This is a genomic window from Corynebacterium sp. UMB10321 (assembly GCF_030228725.1).
GTDB classification, from domain to species: domain Bacteria; phylum Actinomycetota; class Actinomycetes; order Mycobacteriales; family Mycobacteriaceae; genus Corynebacterium; species Corynebacterium pseudogenitalium.
In genome coordinates this window covers 128,209-146,515 of sequence record NZ_JASOZC010000005.1, presented here as the reverse complement: position 1 = coordinate 146,515, position 18,307 = coordinate 128,209, and the positions used below count along the sequence as shown (strand labels likewise).

The window sequence follows — 18,307 nt, the reverse complement described above, 5'->3', positions numbered from 1 at the left end:
CTCCGGCCATGCAGTTGGCCGGAGGTTGTTACATGAAGACGTTAGCTGACGGTATGTACGATCATGACGTCGCAGTCCGATTGGCGAGCAACGTCTGCTGGGACAGACCCCAGCAGGCGACCGGTCAGAGAGTTGATACCGCGGTTACCGACCACCAGCAGTTCCGCATTGTTGTCACGAACAATCGCCATCAGAGCCTCTACTGGAGTACCCGGACGGGTCGCAGTCTGCACGTCTTTTGCTCCGTGCTGTCGCGCATGTTCTGCTGCCGCTTCAAGATTTGCCAACGCGTCCTTGTCACCGAGGATGGTGACCGAATCTTGTCGCAGGCTCTTCGTCGCGTCCGCTTCCGTTTCGTAATACGCGGTACCGATCACTAGCGTGGCACCAAATGCACTCGCCATTTTTGCAGCACGCTCAACGGCGAGCAGTGAAGACTTGGACCCGTCGGACCCTACGACGATGGTCTTGTAGTAATTGGCCATAGCTGTATTCTTGAGACCTTTCCTGATTCAGCTGTCGCTCGCTGGATAACGGTGGCGCCAACAAGCACGGTCAAATTTATAGTACCTGGTTCTCGCGCGGATGAAGGCTAGTCGTGGCCTTCAGCTCGGGTGTCAACGAGCATGACATCAACCGGCGCCTTCTTTGCCACGCTACCTGGGATGTTGCCGAAGACTCGACCGGCGAGGGACCGCATTCCTTTGTTTCCAACCACGAGGAGATCTACGCTGTATTCCTTTACTGATTCCAGCAGTACATTCGCAGGCTGGCCGCCACTGGAGACCAAGTTAATCTCTGGTGCCTGTTCTTCGACTGCGATCGCCTTCGCACGCCTCAAGATATCCTCGGCGCCCGATTCCGTCACGATATCGATCTTGCTCAGCTCCGCGTTGGTTGCGTTCAGCATCGAGCCCGACGCTGTGTAGTGAGCACAGATGACTGTGAGCTTCGCGTCATACACGCGGGCCAGGCTCGCAGCAGCACGAACCGCAACAAGCGAAGTTGGTGAACCGTCAGTACCGACAGCAATCGACTTATAGGTATGCATAGATTCCTCGAACCTTTCTTAGTTTCCTGTATCTTTCATACCACGAAGTTCCTTTCGGAGATCAGCAATTTCATCACGCAGTCTGCCGGCGAGCTCAAACTTCAACTCGCGAGCTGCTGCACCCATTTGCTTCGTAAGGTCGTCGATCAATGCTTGTACCTGATCAGAGGCCATCTCGGACACGTCTGGCTTCGATACAACTGCGGTATCCGAGGCAACGCCATTTTCAGCTTCACCGTCAGTGTTCTCATATACCTGATCCAAAATGTCGGCAATCTTCTTGCGCAGCGGCTGCGGATCGATCCCATGTTCTTTGTTGTACGCCAACTGAATTTCGCGACGCCGCTCTGTCTCACTGATTGCTTCCTCCATCGACTCAGTGACCTGGTCGGCGTACATGATGACCTCTCCAGATACGTTACGAGCTGCGCGCCCGATAGTCTGAATCAGCGACTTGGTCGAACGCAGGAACCCTTCCTTGTCGGCGTCGAGAATTGCAACAAGTGAAACTTCCGGCAAGTCGAGACCCTCTCGCAGCAGGTTGATGCCAACGAGGACGTCAAACTCTCCAAGCCTCAGCTGGCGGAGCAGCTCAACGCGCTGCAGCGTATCAATGTCAGAGTGCAGGTAGCGCACCTTTACCCCGTTATCCAGGAGATAGTCAGTCAAGTCCTCAGCCATGCGCTTCGTCAAGGTAGTGACCAGCACGCGCTCGTTCTTCTCCACCCGGACGCGAATCTCGTCAATCAGGTCGTCGATTTGTCCCTTCGTCGGTTTCACCGTGACCTTTGGATCGACGAGGCCTGTTGGGCGAATAACCTGCTCAACAAACTCGCCGTGTGCTGCTTCGAGCTCGTAATCGCCCGGTGTCGCGGACATGTACACCGTCTGCCCCACGCGCGATTCAAACTCATCGAAGGTCAACGGACGGTTGTCGACGGCGCTCGGCAGCCGGAATCCGAATTCCACGAGGTTGCGCTTCCTCGACATATCGCCTTCAAACATTCCTCCAATTTGCGGGACGGTCACGTGAGACTCGTCGATAATTGTGAGGAAGTCTTCCGGGAAGTAGTCGATGAGCGTCGCTGGCGCCGATCCTGCCTCGCGCCCGTCCATGTGACGAGAATAGTTCTCAATGCCTGAGCAGAAGCCGACCTGCTGAATCATCTCGAGGTCATACTCGGTGCGCATCCGAAGTCGCTGAGCCTCAAGTAGTTTTCCGCGGTTCTCGAGGTCTTCTAAACGGTCTGCAAGCTCTTCTTTGATGGATTCGATAGCCTTTTCCATTCGCTCTTCAGTGGCCACGTAGTGGGTAGCAGGAAAGATCCGAAGCTCATCTTCTTGGCTCAGAACGTCTCCGGTGAGCGGATGAATGTAATACAAGCTGTCAATCTCGTCTCCGAAGAACTCAACCCGAACCGCGACTTCCTCATACGCAGGAATGATATCGACGACGTCGCCCTTTACTCGGAACGTACCGCGTTTGAAGTCAATATCGTTGCGCTCGTACTGGATATCAACGAGTAATCGAAGGAAGCGGTCACGCTCAACCTCTTCCCCCACGCGCAGCACCACAGAGCGATCCAGGTAGGACTGCGGTGTACCAAGGCCGTAGATACAAGAGACTGACGACACCACCACTACGTCACGACGCGACAGCAATGCGGAGGTAGCTGAGTGACGCAGGCGTTCTACATCATCATTAATTGAGGAATCTTTTTCGATGTATGTATCCGTCTGAGCGATATATGCCTCTGGTTGGTAATAGTCGTAGTACGAGACGAAGTACTCAACAGCATTATTCGGGAGCAGTTGCCGAAGCTCATTTGCTAGCTGCGCAGCGAGCGTCTTATTCGGAGCCATCACGAGCGTTGGGCGCTGCTGCTTTTCGATCAGCCACGCTGCCGTCGCCGACTTGCCGGTGCCGGTGGCACCCATGAGGACGACGTCTTCTTCTCCCCGGTTGAGACGTTCATCTAGCTCTGCGATCGCTTTAGGCTGATCACCCGATGGCTCAAACTCCGAGACGACTTCAAAGGGCTTTTCACGACGCTCGATCTCGCCTACTGGTCGAAACTCCGAATGTGCTAGGACCGGATGCTCTGCTGCAAATGCCATGCAGCTCAGTCTAATGACTCAACCAGATTCCTCAACGTTGATGCTGCAACAATTCTCGCTCGACATAGTCGACCAAAGCGTCCACCTGCGGAGCGAGCTCAGACAACGGACCGTTGTTATCAATCAAGTAGTCAGCGGCCGCGAGTCGATCGTCGTCATCAATCTGCCGTGCAATACGGGAACGGGCGTCTGCCTCCGCTAGACCGCGCGATTGAACCAGTCGCCTCACTCGCTCTTCCTCATTCACGTCGACTACAACAGTGAAGTCCATCTGACGGTGCAGCCCAAGCTCTACAAGCAGTGGCATATCGTACACAGCAACCCGGGCTCCTTCAGCTTCAGCGGCGTCGAACTGCCGTGATGACTCCTTACGAATCGCAGGATGCGTAATCGAATTCAGCTTCTGCGTCTGTTCCTCCGAGGCAAACGCCCGCTGCGCCAGCAACTTGCGGTTCAAAGCGCCGGAAGCGTCCACCAGGTCATCGCCGAATGCAGCAGCCACCTCTTTTAGCGCATCGTTTCCTGGTTGCAGAACATCGCGCGCGATACGGTCAGCATCGACTACGACGAAGCCACGCTCGCGTAACAACGCGGCAACGGACGACTTTCCGCTTCCGATTCCTCCGGTAAGCCCAATTTTCAACATGCGTCACATAATAGGCGAAAACCCCTTCCTGGAATCCAGGAAGGGGTCGTCGATTAGCTAGTAAAGACTAGTTGCCAGCGAGCTTGTCGCGAAGTGCTGCGAGCTGCTCGTCAGATGCGAGCGACCCACCTGCGCTAGCGGTCTCATCCGCTGCCGGAGCTGCAGCGTTGGACTGCGAGGAGTAGTTCGCCTGGTCACCCGCCTGCTCTGCCGCCTCGGCAGCAGCAGCGCGATGACGCTCGATCTGTGCAGTGTGCGCCTGGAAGCGGCGCTCAGCCTCTGCGTAGCGAGCCTCCCACTGCTGACGAGCTTCGTCGAAGCCCTCCATCCACTCGTTGGTCTCCGGATCGAAGCCCTCTGGGAAGATGTAGTTGCCCTGCTCATCGTAGGAATCAGCCATGCCGTAGCGGGACGGATCGAACTCTTCGTTGTAGTCCTCGTCCGCCTGCTTCAGCGACAGCGAGATACGACGACGGTCGAGATCGATGTCGATGACCTTGACCATGACCTCTTCGCCAACGTTGACAACCTGGTCCGGTACCTCGACGTGGCGCTGTGCCAGCTCGGAGATGTGAACCAGACCCTCGATGCCCTCTTCGACGCGAACGAACGCACCGAATGGAACAAGCTTGGTGACCTTGCCCGGCACGATCTGGCCGACAGCGTGGGTGCGGGCGAACACGCGCCATGGGTCCTCCTGGGTCGCCTTCAGCGACAGGGAAACACGCTCACGGTCGAGGTCGACGTCGAGAACCTCAACGGTAACCTCATCGCCGACGGTGACAACCTCAGATGGGTGGTCGATGTGCTTCCAGGACAGCTCGGAAACGTGAACCAGGCCGTCTACGCCGCCAAGGTCCACGAAAGCACCGAAGTTGACGATGGAAGAAACAACACCCTTGCGTACCTGACCCTTCTGCAGCTGGTGCAGGAAGTCGGAACGAACAGCGGACTGCGTCTCTTCGAGGTATGCACGGCGGGACAGGACCACGTTGTTGCGGTGCTTGTCCAGCTCGATGATCTTTGCCTCGAGCTCCTGGCCAATGTATGGATCCAGGTCACGGACGCGACGCATCTCAACGAGCGACGCAGGCAAGAAGCCACGAAGACCGATGTCGAGGATGAGGCCACCCTTGACAACCTCGATGACCGTACCAGTAACTGGCTGGTCGTTCTTCTGCAGCTCCTCGATGGTGCCCCATGCACGCTCGTACTGAGCACGCTTCTTGGAGAGCAGGAGGCGACCTTCCTTGTCCTCCTTGGTCAGGACCAGGGCGTCGATCTCGTCGCCGACCTGGACAACTTCGTCCGGGTCAACGTCATGCTTGATCGACAGCTCACGGGTAGGGATAACACCCTCAGTCTTGTAGCCGATGTCAAGGAGAACCTCATCGTGGTCAACCTTAACTACGGTGCCGGAGACGATGTCACCATCATTGAAGTACTTGATGGTTGCGTCTACAGCGGCGAGAAATTCCTCAGGTCCGCCGATATCGTTGATTGCGACCTGTGGTGCGTTGGAAGTGCGCATAAGTTAAATGTGCTCCGAAATTGAAATAGGAGATCGTATTTGGACAGGGGCATATCATCTCTTACCAGTGCGGAAAGATCCCGCAATATGAGCCGGTGATGCCCTCCTATTACGACACCACGAGACCTATTGCCCAGATATGCTCGTGCAAGAATATCGCCTTTGCCCAGCTCGCGCAAATATCAACACTCGGATAAATCCCCATCAGGTCGACCGTTAAGGCAAACAACACGCCATTCACCGAACTCGCCAACTGAGAACACCGTAAGTCCGCCGCACCGCCAATAAGACGCAAACTCGCAGATCAACGCAATACACTCGCCATCCTCCACCCCCTTAATTGGTCAGTATTTTGTTTAATGTAGTCCATTTTTGGCCAATTCTCTTACGCTCCCCACAGACGTCTGTTAGTGTTTTCATTGCCACGATCAAGGCGCAGCAGCGATAGATAAGGCCGATCTAGAGCTGTGAAACCTCGCGAGGTGAACCGTGGCACCGCTTCTCGGGGGAACTCGGGGGAGGAAGCGGTTGATGGGGGAAGGCAGTCCCAGACGGATTGAGAAGGAGGCTCTGGGACCGTCTCGGGGCTATAGAGCGGAATAATGGGGGCCGCTCTATAGCCCCACACTTCCCGCCCTAATGGCCAGCATCTTGCCAGTTCTCTCCGTATCCGGTAGAAACCTCGAGCGGCACGTTGAGCTCAATAGCGCGATCCATCTCCCGCTCAACAATCTCACGCACTTCATCGAGCTCACCCGGAGCGACTTCAACAACCAACTCGTCATGCACTTGCAACAGCACACGGGACTCGTAGTCAGCCAACGCTCGGTCAACGTGAATCATCGCTACTTTAATGATGTCTGCGGCAGTACCTTGAATAGGAGCATTCAGGGCCGCCCGCTCAGCATTTTCTCGGGCGACTCGGTTGTCGCTGTTGAGCTCAGGCAGGTAGCGTCGGCGCCCAAACACAGTTGCCGTGTATCCATCTTTTCTGGCCTTCTCGACGACCGAGTCCAGATAGTGCTTCACCCCACCGAAACGGTGGAAGTAACTCTCCATGATTTCCTTGGCTTCACCTGGCGAGATCGAGAGCTGCGCGGCAAGGCCGTACGCAGAGAGCCCATAGACCAAACCATATGACATTGCCTTGACCCGACGGCGTAGCTCGGGCGTCACGGCGTCGATAGCTACGTCAAATACCTGGGAACCGACGTAGTTGTGCAGGTCTTCGCCATCCTTGTACGCGGAGATGAGCCCCTTGTCCCCGGACAGGTGCGCCATCACTCGCATCTCAATCTGTGAGTAATCAGCGGTCAGTAGATACTCATACCCCTTACCAACGGTGAATGCTGCTCGAATCTTTTGGCCTGTCTCTGTACGGACGGGAATATTCTGCAGGTTTGGATCAGTCGAACTCAGTCGGCCCGTTGAAGTCACGGTTTGGTTGAAGGTTGTGTGAATTCGGCCATCACTGTGTACCGCCTTGATAAGCCCCTCGATTGTGGACTTCATCTTCTGATATTCACGATGTGCCAACAGATGATCAAGGAACGGATGCGGATTCTTTTCTGCAAGCGCCTCGATCTCCTTGGCTGCCGTCGAATACCCAGTCTTTGTTTTCTTGGTTTTAGGCAAGTCGAGTTTGTCGAAAAGAACGACAGAAAGCTGCTTCGGACTTGAAAGGTTGAGAGCTGGCTCGTCGACAAGCGTGCGGGCCTCTCCTTCTACCTGGGCAACCTTGTCAGTAAACTCCTTGCGAAGATTTTCAAGAGCTTCGACGTCAACAGCCACACCGACGTCCTCCATCCTGGCAAGAATGGGTACAAGCGGCAGCTCAAGGTCGGCATACAGCGCGTAAGAGTCGATTTCACGAAGTTCTTGAGCAAGATGTTGCGCCAGTTCCAGCACAGCAACGGCGGCATCAACCTGTGAAGTTTGATCCAACAGACTGAGTTGCTCTTGCCCTACGTCCAACTGTCGCTGCAAGTGACGCTGGTATACATCAGCCAGCGCATAGGTGCGCTGCCCCGGGCGAAGCAGGTAGGCAGCAATCGCTGTGTCATGCGCAATCCCGCTGAGTGTGATACCTCTGCCCCGCAGCATGTGATACATAGCTTTACCGTTGTGGAGGTACTTGGGGTCATCTGACTCCAACCAGTCCTTCAGCGCAACATCCTCTTCAGGGGTTAGCTCCGCTGTTTCGCGTTGGATGCCGTGCCGCTCCTTATCGACGATCCCAATCGCAGTAGCATCGCCGTTTGCCGGCAGCGGACTACCGTCCACATACAGCGCTAATCCTTGACCCCTATGGGAAGCGATCCATGCGTCCAACGGCCCTTCGTCGATCACAACTTCTGGAAGCTCCACAGGCAAATGCTCTTCGGCGTCCCCTTCCGTAGGAAGCGCGGATAGCACACGTTCGCGAAGATTCGTGCCGAACTCCAAAGAATCAAATCGCTTCGCAATAGCACCGATGTCTACGGCCTTTAGCTCCAAGTCATTTGGCGTAACAGGGAGCTCTACGTCGGTGACCATCTGCGTGAGTTCACGATTGAGCTGCACTTGCTCGATACGGTCTCGGAAGTTTTGACCTGCGACTCCCTTGATTTCATCCGCGTGGTTAACGAGTTCTGCAAGCGAACCGTATTGCGTGATCCACTTTGTCGCCGTCTTCTCCCCGACCTTCGGAACCGAGGGGAGGTTATCAGACGGGTCTCCCCGAAGCGCCGCAAAATCCGGATACTGTGCCGGAGTCAGCCCGTACTTCTCCTCGACCTTGTCCGGAGTGAAACGTGTCATCGTCGAAACCCCGCGCATCGGGTACAACAGCGTCGTTGAATCGTCTACCAGTTGTAGGTAGTCGCGGTCCCCTGAAACCAAGACAGTTTCGAAATCCTGATCAGCGCGAGCCTGGTGCACCAGCGTCGCCACGATATCGTCAGCTTCAAAATTCTCCTTCGACAAGCTGATGATTCCGAGGTCCCCAAGGCATTCCTGAATCAGCGGAACCTGCCCCTTAAACTCAGGCGGAGTGGATTCGCGCTGGGCTTTGTACTCCGGAAAACGCTCCGTCCGAAACGTCTTGCGCCCCACATCAAACGCCACACCAATATGCGTTGGTGCTTCTTGCGCCACAACGTTGGCGAACATCGACAAGAAGCCATACACCGCATTCGTTGTTTGGCCACCGGTCGTCGAAAAATTTTCAGCAGGCAGAGCGTAGAACGCTCGAAATGCCATGGAGTGTCCGTCAATGAGCAATAACCGTTTCTTCACGGCCCCTAGTGTAGACGTACGTCCCGACATGACGACTCAAACAAAAAACCCGGCTCGTGGCCGGGTGTTGTGCCCCAGGTGAGACTCGAACTCACACTGGACGGGTTTTGAATCCGTTGCCTCTGCCAATTGGGCTACTGGGGCGACGTCGCAAAGTATATAGCAGGCAGGCGCTCCGGCGTGAATCGCAGCGCGAAGTCACCCAAATCGCCAGTTCACTGCGGGTATCTAGAATCTGTCAGGTAGGGTGATGAGCGCCGTATAAGGAGAAGAGCGCAGGAGGGCACAGTGACACCAGTTCTGATCGGGATTTTCCTGGCCATATTCGCCGGTGCAGCACTCCAACGAATTTCAGGAATGGGGCTCGGACTAATTGCGGCCCCCGCACTATCTGTCCTACTCGGCCCGGTCTCCGGCGTGCTCATGGTCAACGTATTAGCCACCGCCAACGCGATTGCCAACACCTATTCCATGCGCGAGCGCGTTGATTGGAAACGCTTCGCCCCTATCGCAGGAGCCCTTGTTTTGGGTGCGGTACCCGGCGCATTCCTCATACGGGCAGTTTCAACTAGCTTGCTTCTGATCATCGTTGGCGTTTTGTTGTTGATCGCGCTCGGCACAGTGACGTTGGGGAAACGCTACATACCGAATATTGAAGGCACCGTACCTTCTGTTATCGCAGGTTCACTTGGTGGTTTCATGAACACGTTGGCAGGCGTAGCTGGCCCATCAATCACCGTGTACGCACACGCGGCCCGCTGGCCCAAGGAGATCTACGCGGCAACACTCCAGCCAATCTTCCTGGTCAGCGGCGCACTCTCTTTCGCTATTAAGGAAATCACTGGTGCAGCAAACCTTTCAGCGGTAACGCCCGAAACGTGGGTGGTTGGCATTGTTGCGATGGTGCTGGGCATCGTCGTTGGCACCCGCATGGCACCACGGGTACCAGTGCAACTGGGATATCGAATAGCACTCGCCCTGGCGATCTTCGGCGGGTTCACCGCACTTGTGCGCGGTCTACTTGGTACCGGAGCATAATCCACTGACCAAGACTACTTTTAAACTGAGCCCCAAACCACAACAGCACCGGTTCCTTTCCAGTATCCGGTTGTAGAGCCATAAACACGCGCTTGGCGCGCGACACGGTATCTAATTAGCCTCAGATAATGGACAATTCATTCCAGAACGAATAGTATGTAAGCCATGGGTAGACCACGAGAGTTCGATGAAGACGAAGTCATCCGCAGGGCCATAAAGCTTTTCGGTGAACGCGGGTATACAGCACAGTCCGTTGACGCAACTCTTACCTACCTTGAGATAAATCGTTCGAGCTTCTATAAAATCTTCGGTTCCAAACATGGCCTGCTGAGAACGGCGCTGGAAGCAGTATGCCGAAACGCTAAGACAGGTGAAGTGACACTAGAAGCCAAGAGTCTTGTTGCAGTCACTCTCGTGGAAGTCGCGCCCGTAAGCCAAGAGCTACGCCCCTTGATTCTCGAAGCAAATTCCCTTTGCTTTGCTGGAGGCCCAGCAGCACTAGGCAAGCACTTACTCGACCGCGCAAGCGGCACTTCCAAAGGAGAAGCACAATGAGCAACAACAATCTCAAATTCACCGACGCTACTCTGGTTGTTGAGCCACTCGGCTTAGATAAGATTTGGTCGTTCAAAGGATCCATCGAGGTTCCCTGGGAACATGTACGCGGAGCTACACATGACCCGGGTATGAAGAACGAGCCGAAGGGTTTTCGCTGCCCAGGACTAAGGATGGGTGAAAAGCTTGCGGGAACGTTCCACTCAGATGGTGAAAAGCTGTTTTGGAACGTCAGCGGATTCGAGAATACGGTCGTAATCGAGTTAGCTGATGAGAACTTCGCCCGCCTCGTCCTCACAGTTGATGACCCAGTCACAACTGTTGAACGCATCAACGAGTTGGCATCAGCCTGATAGCTAAGTTTCGTACAAAAGGAGCCTGGTCGAGGGAATCCTCGACCAGGCTCCTTGTGCCCCAGGTGAGACTCGAACTCACACTGGACGGGTTTTGAATCCGTTGCCTCTGCCAATTGGGCTACTGGGGCGTGCCTGCTCAATATAGCGCACGGCGCGAGCAGAACAACAATCGGACGCCGTTAAGGTCAGCGCACAGTAGAGCCGGGTTGGTTTGGTAGCAGATCAAACTCATCGATTGCCTCGAACGAGGCCTGCGCGTCATCTTCCGAAATGACGTCCATTGCGAATCCATTCTGGATGAGCACCCACTGCCCCACCTCAACTTCTGGGAGATATGCGAAGCAGCATGGCCGCTCCTCACCCTTCATATCGATGGCCCCCATCGGCATGGGGCTGGACAGGTCGCCAGTGCTCAGCACTTTCGCTGGAACTCCAAGACACATCGCTACATCATTTCCTTTCAATGTTGATGTTCATGGCGCCTTCCGGTGCCGAGGTGCACGGCAGGCAAGGGTCTGCGCTACGGATCGCATGCTCCATCTCCGCGGAAGTCGATGCCTCTGTGAGCATCCGAGCAAGCCATCCCTCATTTTGCGCGGTAGGGCTCAAAATTTGGCAATCGCTCAGATTGCCGTCTTCCACAGTATAGCGATGCACCAACAAGCCTCGAGGACCATCAACGATGCCCGTTGCGGTGCCATCGCGCAGTGAATTATCGACGACGACCGGCTCAGCCAACAGCTCAGGAACCTGCAAAAGCTTTTCGATATCGTCGAGTACCGAGCGCACGAGCGCAAACTGGGCGTCGCGCGCGCTCAGATGGGGGAATCGCGCAACTGGGCCTACCCGGTAGTCGCGCCAGTGGCCGTCAATAAGTACCTGGGGCCGCGGGGTGATAGCACCGGGGTGCTGCTCTCGAACGTACTCATAGAAATCATGCGCTGGGAACAAATGCAGCTCACCCTCGAAACGCGCGGCAATGCACTCTCCTAGTGGATCTGCTGCGCCGTCGGCATCACACGCAAAAAGGTCTGCAAGCTTTGGTGGATGCTGATCCACAGGCTCAACCGGTTGGGAAGGCAAGAGACTACGGATCGTCGAGACGCCCTCAGCTGCGCGCTTGACCGCATCAGCATCCGCATGAGCGCAAACTCCCCCAGGAATCGCAACATCGGGGAAGTGACCCGGACAACCGGCGGCACGCAGCACCAGCTTCGCAAATTTGCGGATCTCTAATCCGCGGTCAGGCAGCAGGCGCGGTGCGAGCGTGTCAAGAACCGAACCTGCATGAAGAAGGCGCCGGAGCTGCACGGCCTGCTCGCTCATCGAATCGCTCGAGCCAACAAGTTGGTCAAGTGCTCGCATCCCCGCCAAGTGGTGCGTTACCGGGCACAGCCCACAGAGTCGCGTCACGATAGTCGGAACTTCGCTCGCGCGCTTGCCCACTAACAGCTTGTCTACGCGCGGCACGCCGGCGATGTCAAAGCGTGCGGTGCGTTCATTGCCCTCGCCTTCGACAATGACTGTCGCTGCAAGCGGATCGATGACGGCGTCAAGAAACAACTTCTCTGACATTTTCCATGCTCCTTACTCGCGTTGCCTACCCCAATTGAACATAATGGGGGTATGCATGAATTGAGTCTACTTCGCGGGGTAATCGATGCAGTGAACGAGTCGGTGCCCGGCCGAAACGTCCTGGCGGTCGGTATGAAAGTAGGCACGCGCTCCGGGGTTGATGTGTATGCGCTTCGCCAAGCATGGGACCTTGCACGCGTCGATACCACGTGTGCTCTCGCCCGGCTCGACTTGGACATTATCCCCGCGGCAGTCTGGTGCCCTCAATGTGAAGATACCGTCGAGATTGACGAATACTTCGCGCTGCGATGCCCTAAGTGTGACACCCCCACTGCAGATCTGCGTGGGGGTGACGAGTTCCAAGTTACTTGGGTTGATGTTGAGTAGCTTCTGCTGTCCATTCCTTTAGCAGCTGCCGGGCCCGCTGCACTGCTTCTGGAATTGCAGCACTGATCTCCTCACTCAGCGATGTACGGAATTCGACGTCGCGCGCCGTGATACCCACAACCGCCACGTTGTCGGGTTCTTGACCTGTGAGGCGCGCGGCGCTCAACAGGTCCAGCAGTCCCACCTGGTGAGGCGATAGCTGCTGTTGCAATAGGCGCGGAATTTGATCACCGACGAGCACAGCCACATCACCTGGCTGGCCCTGTTTGAGCCCATCGAGCACCAGCAGGTAGTCGGCGTCCTGCACCATGGGTAGGATCTCCATGCCAGACGTTCCTCCATAGATGAAGTTCACGCCCTGGATCGGGTCCGCCTCAAGCTCGCGGAGGATGGCCAGCCCAACTGCGTCATCCGCCATGATCTCGTTTCCAATGCCAATGACGTTGATAGTGACGCCATCAAGCGTCACCAGCTCAGGCGATGGCACCGGGACATCTGGCGCAGGACGAAGCTTCCTCGTGACCGTCATACTCTACTCAACCTCAGGGCCGTCAACCGGCTTCGTGCCCTTCGGCAACCAAACACCGCCGTTGATCATTGCAGACAGGCCACCGTGGCGCTCCGTCGCATCGGCACGGAACACAAGGTAGACGTGCAGAATGACGAAAGCCCAAATAATGAACATGATCAATGCATGCACCAAACGGAAGTATGGGATGCCGATCCATTCCACGGGTGCAGCCATGAGCCGCCAGAACCAGCTATCCTGCTTTGGCAAACCGAAAAGCGCAAGACCAGAGTAAATCTGCACCATACACATAGCGTAAATGCCCGTGTACGCCGTCTGCTGGAGACCATTGTGGCCAACACGTGGTGGCGGTTCGTTCGTAAGGAGCAAGTAGTACTTCGTCTGCTCCCACATCAACTTCAGATCATCTTGGCTTCGCACTGGCCACAGTGCCCGCCACTTCATCTGTCGTGTTTGAGCGAACACCATAATGGCAAGGCGCCAGATAGACAGTGCGATCCACGCGAAGGCCGCAATGAAGTGAATGAGACGGTTCCAGCCCATGAGCATTCCGGCATCGTGAGCATTCGAAGGACCGAAGAATGGATCCATGATGTAGTAACCAGTGATCGTCATCATGATGATCAAAATCATGTTGATCCAGTGCTGCCAACGCAGTGCAACCGGCCACATCTCGATGCGGGTGTAGCCGCCCTTGGATACAGGACGCGGACGGACATGGTCGCCGATGCCGAATGCAATATAGCCTTTGAGTACAAATTCACCGGTCTTGTCGCCATCTACAGGTGCAACGGCGACACCCATGCATCGATTGCCGAACTTCGAAACAGTGTCGACGTTCTGCATCATCGTCTTCATCTCATGCTTATCCCATGCAGATGCTTGAACTACCGATGCAAGGTCTCCACGCATGACCGCTACGTCCTGGCGCTCGCCGAGCAACTTTGCGTTACGCACGACCGAAAGCGAGTACTTTCGGCTTGGCGTCGCGGGGCTGAAGCTCTCCACGGTGCCGTAGACGTAGTCGGGGTCAACAGCACGCAGCAGCGCCTGATCAACAGGATCTGGCGAGTTTGCCGGCTGCGACGATGCCAGGCGCAACAGTGTTTCCGCACCGATATCGTCTATCGGCCGTGATTCTGTGACGCTCAACACCAGATTTTTATCTGGAGCGATCTTGCGAGTCTCAGGCACGCCACCCGAGCTCGAAGAAGCACGGTTTAGCTGGGTGCTCATTGCGTGATCACCTTCACAAGTTCATTGCCTTCCGTGTCCAGCAGGTGCACAGCACAGGACATGCATGGATCAAACGAGTGGATGGTGCGAAGTACCTCTAGCGGTTCCTCTGGGTTGGCCAGCGGGTGCTTGCCATTCGCCAGAGATTCCTCGTATGGGCCCATCTTGCCCTCAGGATCACGACCACCGGCCAGCCAGGTGGTCGGCACGACGGCCTGGTAGCGCTCCGTCTTACCATCCTTGATCTTGGTCCAGTGGCTGAGAGAGCCACGGGCGACTTCCATCATGCAGAAGCCTTCTGATTCCTTCGGCCAGGAAGAAGGTTCCCACTTGCTGGAGTCGAAGACGTCGTAGTCACGCTTGCGCAATCCTTCGATGAACTCGGGCAGCAACACATTGGTCATGGCCTCAGAAGTCGTTACAGCTTCCAGAGCACGAGCCAGCGTACGGCCACCGGTCGAATTCAGCTGTTCGAGCTTAATGCCGAGCTTCTTCAGCGCATCATCAACGAGGCGCTTCGTGCTTGGCTCGTTCTGAGCATATGCGAGCAGGATACGGGCAACTGGGCCAACCTGAACGACGTGGCCGTCGTAACGCGGTGCCTTAGACCAGGTGTACTCCTCGTTATCGCCGAGCCATTTATACGGCAATTTAGGACCGGTGTAATCGGCGATAGTGTCGCCCTCAAATGGGTGTTTGCCTTCGTTCTTGTCATCCTGTGCGAACCATGCCGAGGAAACGTATTCCTTGAACAGGTCCGGATTGAGCTCATGGACCTTGGAGTAGTCACCGTTGAGCAGTACACCCGGAGTGATGTCCGTGTGCGTGTACCCCATGGTTCGCTCCATGTGATCACCACGAACTGTTGCGCCAGCCATACCAACTGCGAGGAAGTTCGGGGCAGCCGCACCAATATCAAAGTAGTCCTTGTACACGCCCATAATCGCCATTGCGTCAGGCAGGTACACACCGTTGATGAACTCATGGATCTCTGCGACCCAGTTCTTGATTTGGTCAATCGAAACCTGGTTGACCGTCTCTGACTTATCCTGATCGATCGTGCAGGCCATACCCCCGACGAGGAAGTTCGGGTGCGGGTTCTTACCGCCAAACACCGTGTTGATGCGGATAATCGAGCGCTGGAACTGCAACGCATCGAGGTAGTGCGAAACCGCCATCAAGTTTGCTTCTGGTGGCAGACGGTAGTCCTCGTGGTCCCAGTAACCACCGGTAAAGATAGAAAGCTGACCGGAATCAAGAACCGAGTTCAAGGTGTCTTTCACCTGCTGGAACTTGTCGACGGAGTTGAGCTTCCAGTTTGAACCAATCGATTTCGCAAACTCGACTGCCTTCTCTGGGTCAGCCTTTGCTGCGGAGACAACGTTCACCCAGTCAAGGGCGTGCAGGTGGTAGAAGTGCACAACATGGTCGTGGATTTCCTGGCTTGTCAGGACGAGGTCACGAATAAGCTGCGCTTGCTTTGGGATGTGGCTTCCAATTGCGTCTTCGACGGCAACAACACTTGCCAGGGAGTGGACACCAGTGCAAACGCCACAGATACGGCCGACAAACGCCCAGACGTCGCGTGGATCTCGACCTTCTACAATCTTCTCAATGCCGCGGAACATCGTTGTCTCGCTCCAAGCGTTGGTGATGGTGCCGTCTTCGACTTCCATCTCCATGCGGAGGTGACCCTCGATACGCGTCAACGGGTCTACAACAACTCTTTCAGCCATTTTTAGTTGCTTTTCCTTTCAATCGTCGTGAACGCCGCCTACGCGGATGGGTTGGGTCGGTGGTGTCCATCAGTATCGGTGGTGGTCGCGAACGCCTGATCACCCTCTGCCATAAGTGCCGAGATATCCTCGGGACCGTCTTCTTCGCCAAAGGCCGCAAGAGGCTGAACTTCGCCACTCTTGCGACGGATGCCAACCTCCTTGACTACGCTGAGTGCGCCGTGGACTGCGGTACCAGCGGCGGCGACACCAATGAGGCCGAGGCCAATCTTGCCAGCGGAAGCTTCTTGACCGAATGCACGAACATTCGGCAGTTCCTCGTAGAACGGGGTAAACCGGTCAAAGAAGTCCTTTTCCGTACAACCGATGCACGGGTGACCAGCGCCGATCGGCCAGCCGGACTTGAGGTTCCATTGGATGATCGGGCAAGGCGAGAAGGTCGATGGGCCCTTGCAACCAACTTCATAGAGGCACCAGCCATTACGAGCGCCTTCGTCATCAAACGTGCGCACGAACTGGCCCGCATCGAAGTGTGGACGCTTCGGGCAGGAATCGTGAATGCGCTGATCGTACGCAAAGAGTGGACGACCCTCTGCATCCACCTTTGGTGGCTCACCGTGCGTCAGCAGGTAGGTGATTGTTGCGGTGATAACTTCACCGATAGGCGGGCAACCAGCCACGTTGATGACTGGCTTATCCTTGATAATTTCGTCAACACCCACTGCCCCGGTCGGGTTTGGACGAGCAGCCTGTACTGAGCCATACACTGCACATGCGCCTACGGAAAGGATTACGGTTGCGTTCTCTGCGGCTTCGCGGAGAACTTGCTCGGCGCTCTTGCCGCCGATCTGGCAGTATGCGCCACCTGCACCAGTTGGAACAGAGCCGTTGACCACCAGGATGTGCGGTTCCTTGTTCATCTCTTCCAGTGCCTGCTCGGCTGCGTGCCCTGATGCAGCCATCACGAGCTCGTTGTAGTTCATCGACAGCTGGTTCAAGACGAGGTCCTCAACTGTGGAGGAACCGGAACGAAGCACCGACTCCATACAGCCGGTGCACTCCTGTAGCTGAAGCCAAGCAACCATTGGCTTCTTTACATCACCGAGCGCCTCGGCAATTACCTCAGTCTCTTCAGCGTTGGCGCGTGAGGCAAGCGGCGCACCCACTGCAAACACTGCAGCCATAGAGCTGCACATTTTAAGGAAGTCTCGACGCTTCACCCCCTTCTTCGACAGGTTTTCCCAAAGCGTTCCACTCTGCCAAGTGTCTTGTAGAAGCATCGATTTTCCCTCTCATGCGAGAGCCATGTGCCGGCACATACTCCGGCCCATACCCCTCAAATGAACGTGTACAGATTCCATCAGCGGTCAAGCTGCATGCTTAACGCATCTATAGGGCCAGGGTATCAAGACATGAAAGTAATTCCGGTGTCGTGAAGTCGGCAGGGCTAGAAATCTACCCCCGATTGGGACATAAGCCACTCATTCCACTCGCCTAATCCTTCCCCCGTTGTAGCTGAGGTAAGGATTACCTTCACTCCAGGATTCACCTTCTCAAGATTTTCCTTGAACAGATCGAGATCGAAATTCAGGTAAGGCAGCAGGTCAACCTTGTTTACGACGACCACTTCGACACTCCGGAACATGACCGGGTACTTCAGCGGCTTATCCTCCCCCTCGGTAACTGAGGCAACCATTACCTTATGATGCTCTCCAACTTCAAATTCAGCCGGACACACTAGGTTGCCAACATTTTCAATCAGCACCATATCGACATCATCGAGGTTGAGCCCCTTTAAAGCATGCGCAACCATCGGAGCATCGAGGTGGCACTCGCCCCCAAACCCGTTCCCGGTATTGAGCAGACTTACCTGTGCACCGAGGTTTTCCAAGCGCTCTGCGTCTAACGCAGTTTCGATGTCACCTTCTACAATCCCGAAACGGATTTTGTCCGCGAGCGCTTCCAAGGTTTTACGCAGCAGCGTCGTCTTTCCTGCTCCCGGGGAGCTCATCACGTTGATGCAAACCACGCCGTGCTCTTCAAACGCGGAACGGTTTGCGGCCGCTTTTACGTCGTTTTCCGTGAAAATATCCTCAAGCACCGCGATGCGTTCACGTCCAGTGTCATACCCAGTGTGGTCTCCGTGCTCAGAGTGCTCCGCATCTACTCCCACGTGGAGGTGATCGTGTTCGTGGTGGTGCGTGTGATCATGCGAATGATCGTGGCTGTGAACAGTCCCGTCGTCGTGGCGGTGGAAACGTCCCATGCTTCTT

General features: G+C 55.7%; 17 protein-coding genes and 2 tRNA genes. 4 read left to right on the top strand and 15 right to left on the bottom strand.

Translation table 11 applies throughout. The features are described 5' to 3' along the window. Window positions 1-41: 41 nt before the first annotated feature. The 7 genes from QP752_RS06785 to QP752_RS06755 form a co-directional block, all read right to left on the bottom strand. On the bottom strand, window positions 42-485 hold the full coding sequence (locus tag QP752_RS06785) for a universal stress protein (RefSeq protein WP_070362531.1): 444 nt from the start codon (window positions 483-485) through the stop codon (window positions 42-44). A gap of 107 nt (window positions 486-592) precedes the next feature. Then, window positions 593-1,051, bottom strand: coding sequence for a universal stress protein (locus QP752_RS06780; protein WP_070362532.1), 459 nt, complete (start codon window positions 1,049-1,051; stop codon window positions 593-595). Between the two features lie 18 nt (window positions 1,052-1,069). Beyond that, on the bottom strand, window positions 1,070-3,169 hold the full coding sequence (gene uvrB, locus QP752_RS06775) for an excinuclease ABC subunit UvrB (RefSeq protein WP_070479118.1): 2,100 nt from the start codon (window positions 3,167-3,169) through the stop codon (window positions 1,070-1,072). 31 nt (window positions 3,170-3,200) lie between these two features. Then, the gene (gene coaE, locus QP752_RS06770) at window positions 3,201-3,815 is read right to left on the bottom strand and encodes a dephospho-CoA kinase (RefSeq protein ID WP_256008529.1); all 615 of its coding nucleotides are present in this window, start codon (window positions 3,813-3,815) and stop codon (window positions 3,201-3,203) included. A gap of 67 nt (window positions 3,816-3,882) precedes the next feature. Further along, on the bottom strand, window positions 3,883-5,346 hold the full coding sequence (rpsA, locus tag QP752_RS06765) for a 30S ribosomal protein S1 (RefSeq protein WP_070362535.1): 1,464 nt from the start codon (window positions 5,344-5,346) through the stop codon (window positions 3,883-3,885). Window positions 5,347-5,982: 636 nt separating this feature from the next. Further along, window positions 5,983-8,652 carry a DNA polymerase I gene (gene polA / locus QP752_RS06760; protein ID WP_284805003.1) on the bottom strand — a complete coding sequence of 890 codons (2,670 nt, stop codon included), beginning with the start codon at window positions 8,650-8,652 and terminating at the stop codon, window positions 5,983-5,985. 40 nt (window positions 8,653-8,692) lie between these two features. Beyond that, window positions 8,693-8,766, bottom strand: a tRNA-Leu gene (locus tag QP752_RS06755). 144 nt (window positions 8,767-8,910) lie between these two features. On the opposite strand from QP752_RS06755, the gene QP752_RS06750 reads away from it, so the two are divergent. The 3 genes from QP752_RS06750 to QP752_RS06740 all read left to right on the top strand — a co-directional run bounded on the left by QP752_RS06750 (window position 8,911) and on the right by QP752_RS06740 (window position 10,568). Beyond that, a complete protein-coding gene (locus QP752_RS06750; protein WP_284805001.1) occupies window positions 8,911-9,660 on the top strand; it encodes a sulfite exporter TauE/SafE family protein in 750 nt (249 codons plus the stop codon). 165 nt (window positions 9,661-9,825) lie between these two features. Further along, complete coding sequence (locus QP752_RS06745; RefSeq protein WP_070479193.1) at window positions 9,826-10,215, top strand: TetR/AcrR family transcriptional regulator; 390 nt, start codon at window positions 9,826-9,828, stop codon at window positions 10,213-10,215. Then, window positions 10,212-10,568: a hypothetical protein gene (locus QP752_RS06740; protein WP_071573923.1), complete on the top strand. Its 357-nt coding sequence runs from the start codon at window positions 10,212-10,214 to the stop codon at window positions 10,566-10,568. Before QP752_RS06745 ends, QP752_RS06740 begins: the two co-directional genes overlap by 4 nt. 57 nt (window positions 10,569-10,625) lie before the next feature. Here the strand turns inward: QP752_RS06740 and QP752_RS06735 are convergent. The 3 genes from QP752_RS06735 to QP752_RS06725 all read right to left on the bottom strand — a co-directional run bounded on the left by QP752_RS06735 (window position 10,626) and on the right by QP752_RS06725 (window position 12,146). Then, window positions 10,626-10,699, bottom strand: a tRNA-Leu gene (locus QP752_RS06735). Between the two features lie 57 nt (window positions 10,700-10,756). Beyond that, a complete protein-coding gene (locus QP752_RS06730) occupies window positions 10,757-11,014 on the bottom strand; it encodes a HypC/HybG/HupF family hydrogenase formation chaperone (RefSeq protein ID WP_070362538.1) in 258 nt (85 codons plus the stop codon). A gap of 7 nt (window positions 11,015-11,021) precedes the next feature. After that, a complete protein-coding gene (locus QP752_RS06725; protein ID WP_284804998.1) occupies window positions 11,022-12,146 on the bottom strand; it encodes a reducing hydrogenase subunit alpha in 1,125 nt (374 codons plus the stop codon). Between the two features lie 51 nt (window positions 12,147-12,197). On the opposite strand from QP752_RS06725, the gene QP752_RS06720 reads away from it, so the two are divergent. Continuing rightward, complete coding sequence (locus tag QP752_RS06720; RefSeq protein ID WP_284804997.1) at window positions 12,198-12,533, top strand: hydrogenase maturation nickel metallochaperone HypA; 336 nt, start codon at window positions 12,198-12,200, stop codon at window positions 12,531-12,533. Here the strand turns inward: QP752_RS06720 and QP752_RS06715 are convergent. From QP752_RS06715 to hypB, 5 genes are all read right to left on the bottom strand, one after another. After that, the gene (locus QP752_RS06715; RefSeq protein WP_083290945.1) at window positions 12,511-13,062 is read right to left on the bottom strand and encodes a hydrogenase maturation protease; all 552 of its coding nucleotides are present in this window, start codon (window positions 13,060-13,062) and stop codon (window positions 12,511-12,513) included. The two genes, QP752_RS06720 and QP752_RS06715, sit on opposite strands and share 23 nt — an antisense overlap. Before the next feature lie 3 nt (window positions 13,063-13,065). Continuing rightward, on the bottom strand, window positions 13,066-14,298 hold the full coding sequence (cybH, locus tag QP752_RS06710) for a Ni/Fe-hydrogenase, b-type cytochrome subunit (protein ID WP_084028583.1): 1,233 nt from the start codon (window positions 14,296-14,298) through the stop codon (window positions 13,066-13,068). Then, window positions 14,295-16,034 (bottom strand): nickel-dependent hydrogenase large subunit, encoded by a 1,740-nt coding sequence (locus tag QP752_RS06705; protein WP_070479130.1) that lies wholly within the window; start codon window positions 16,032-16,034, stop codon window positions 14,295-14,297. The genes cybH and QP752_RS06705 overlap by 4 nt, the downstream gene beginning before the upstream one ends. Window positions 16,035-16,072: 38 nt before the next feature. Further along, a complete protein-coding gene (locus QP752_RS06700) occupies window positions 16,073-17,314 on the bottom strand; it encodes a hydrogenase small subunit (protein ID WP_083329509.1) in 1,242 nt (413 codons plus the stop codon). 167 nt (window positions 17,315-17,481) lie between these two features. Further along, on the bottom strand, window positions 17,482-18,300 hold the full coding sequence (gene hypB / locus QP752_RS06695) for a hydrogenase nickel incorporation protein HypB (protein ID WP_284804994.1): 819 nt from the start codon (window positions 18,298-18,300) through the stop codon (window positions 17,482-17,484). Between the last annotated feature and the right edge of the window lie 7 nt (window positions 18,301-18,307).

Bases quoted from the DNA above. Each gene is read 5' to 3' on its own strand.
- uvrB (WP_070479118.1), bottom strand. From the start codon at position 3,169: ATGGCATTTGCAGCAGAGCATCCGGTCCTAGCACATTCGGAGTTTCGA.
- QP752_RS06700 (WP_083329509.1), bottom strand. From the start codon at position 17,314: ATGCTTCTACAAGACACTTGGCAGAGTGGAACGCTTTGGGAAAACCTG.
- rpsA (WP_070362535.1), bottom strand. From the start codon at position 5,346: ATGCGCACTTCCAACGCACCACAGGTCGCAATCAACGATATCGGCGGA.
- cybH (WP_084028583.1), bottom strand. From the start codon at position 14,298: ATGAGCACCCAGCTAAACCGTGCTTCTTCGAGCTCGGGTGGCGTGCCT.
- QP752_RS06725 (WP_284804998.1), bottom strand. From the start codon at position 12,146: ATGTCAGAGAAGTTGTTTCTTGACGCCGTCATCGATCCGCTTGCAGCG.
- QP752_RS06780 (WP_070362532.1), bottom strand. From the start codon at position 1,051: ATGCATACCTATAAGTCGATTGCTGTCGGTACTGACGGTTCACCAACT.
- polA (WP_284805003.1), bottom strand. From the start codon at position 8,652: ATGTCGGGACGTACGTCTACACTAGGGGCCGTGAAGAAACGGTTATTG.
- QP752_RS06715 (WP_083290945.1), bottom strand. From the start codon at position 13,062: ATGACGGTCACGAGGAAGCTTCGTCCTGCGCCAGATGTCCCGGTGCCA.
- hypB (WP_284804994.1), bottom strand. From the start codon at position 18,300: ATGGGACGTTTCCACCGCCACGACGACGGGACTGTTCACAGCCACGAT.
- QP752_RS06730 (WP_070362538.1), bottom strand. From the start codon at position 11,014: ATGTGTCTTGGAGTTCCAGCGAAAGTGCTGAGCACTGGCGACCTGTCC.
- QP752_RS06720 (WP_284804997.1), top strand. From the start codon at position 12,198: ATGCATGAATTGAGTCTACTTCGCGGGGTAATCGATGCAGTGAACGAG.
- coaE (WP_256008529.1), bottom strand. From the start codon at position 3,815: ATGTTGAAAATTGGGCTTACCGGAGGAATCGGAAGCGGAAAGTCGTCC.
- QP752_RS06785 (WP_070362531.1), bottom strand. From the start codon at position 485: ATGGCCAATTACTACAAGACCATCGTCGTAGGGTCCGACGGGTCCAAG.
- QP752_RS06740 (WP_071573923.1), top strand. From the start codon at position 10,212: ATGAGCAACAACAATCTCAAATTCACCGACGCTACTCTGGTTGTTGAG.
- QP752_RS06705 (WP_070479130.1), bottom strand. From the start codon at position 16,034: ATGGCTGAAAGAGTTGTTGTAGACCCGTTGACGCGTATCGAGGGTCAC.
- QP752_RS06745 (WP_070479193.1), top strand. From the start codon at position 9,826: ATGGGTAGACCACGAGAGTTCGATGAAGACGAAGTCATCCGCAGGGCC.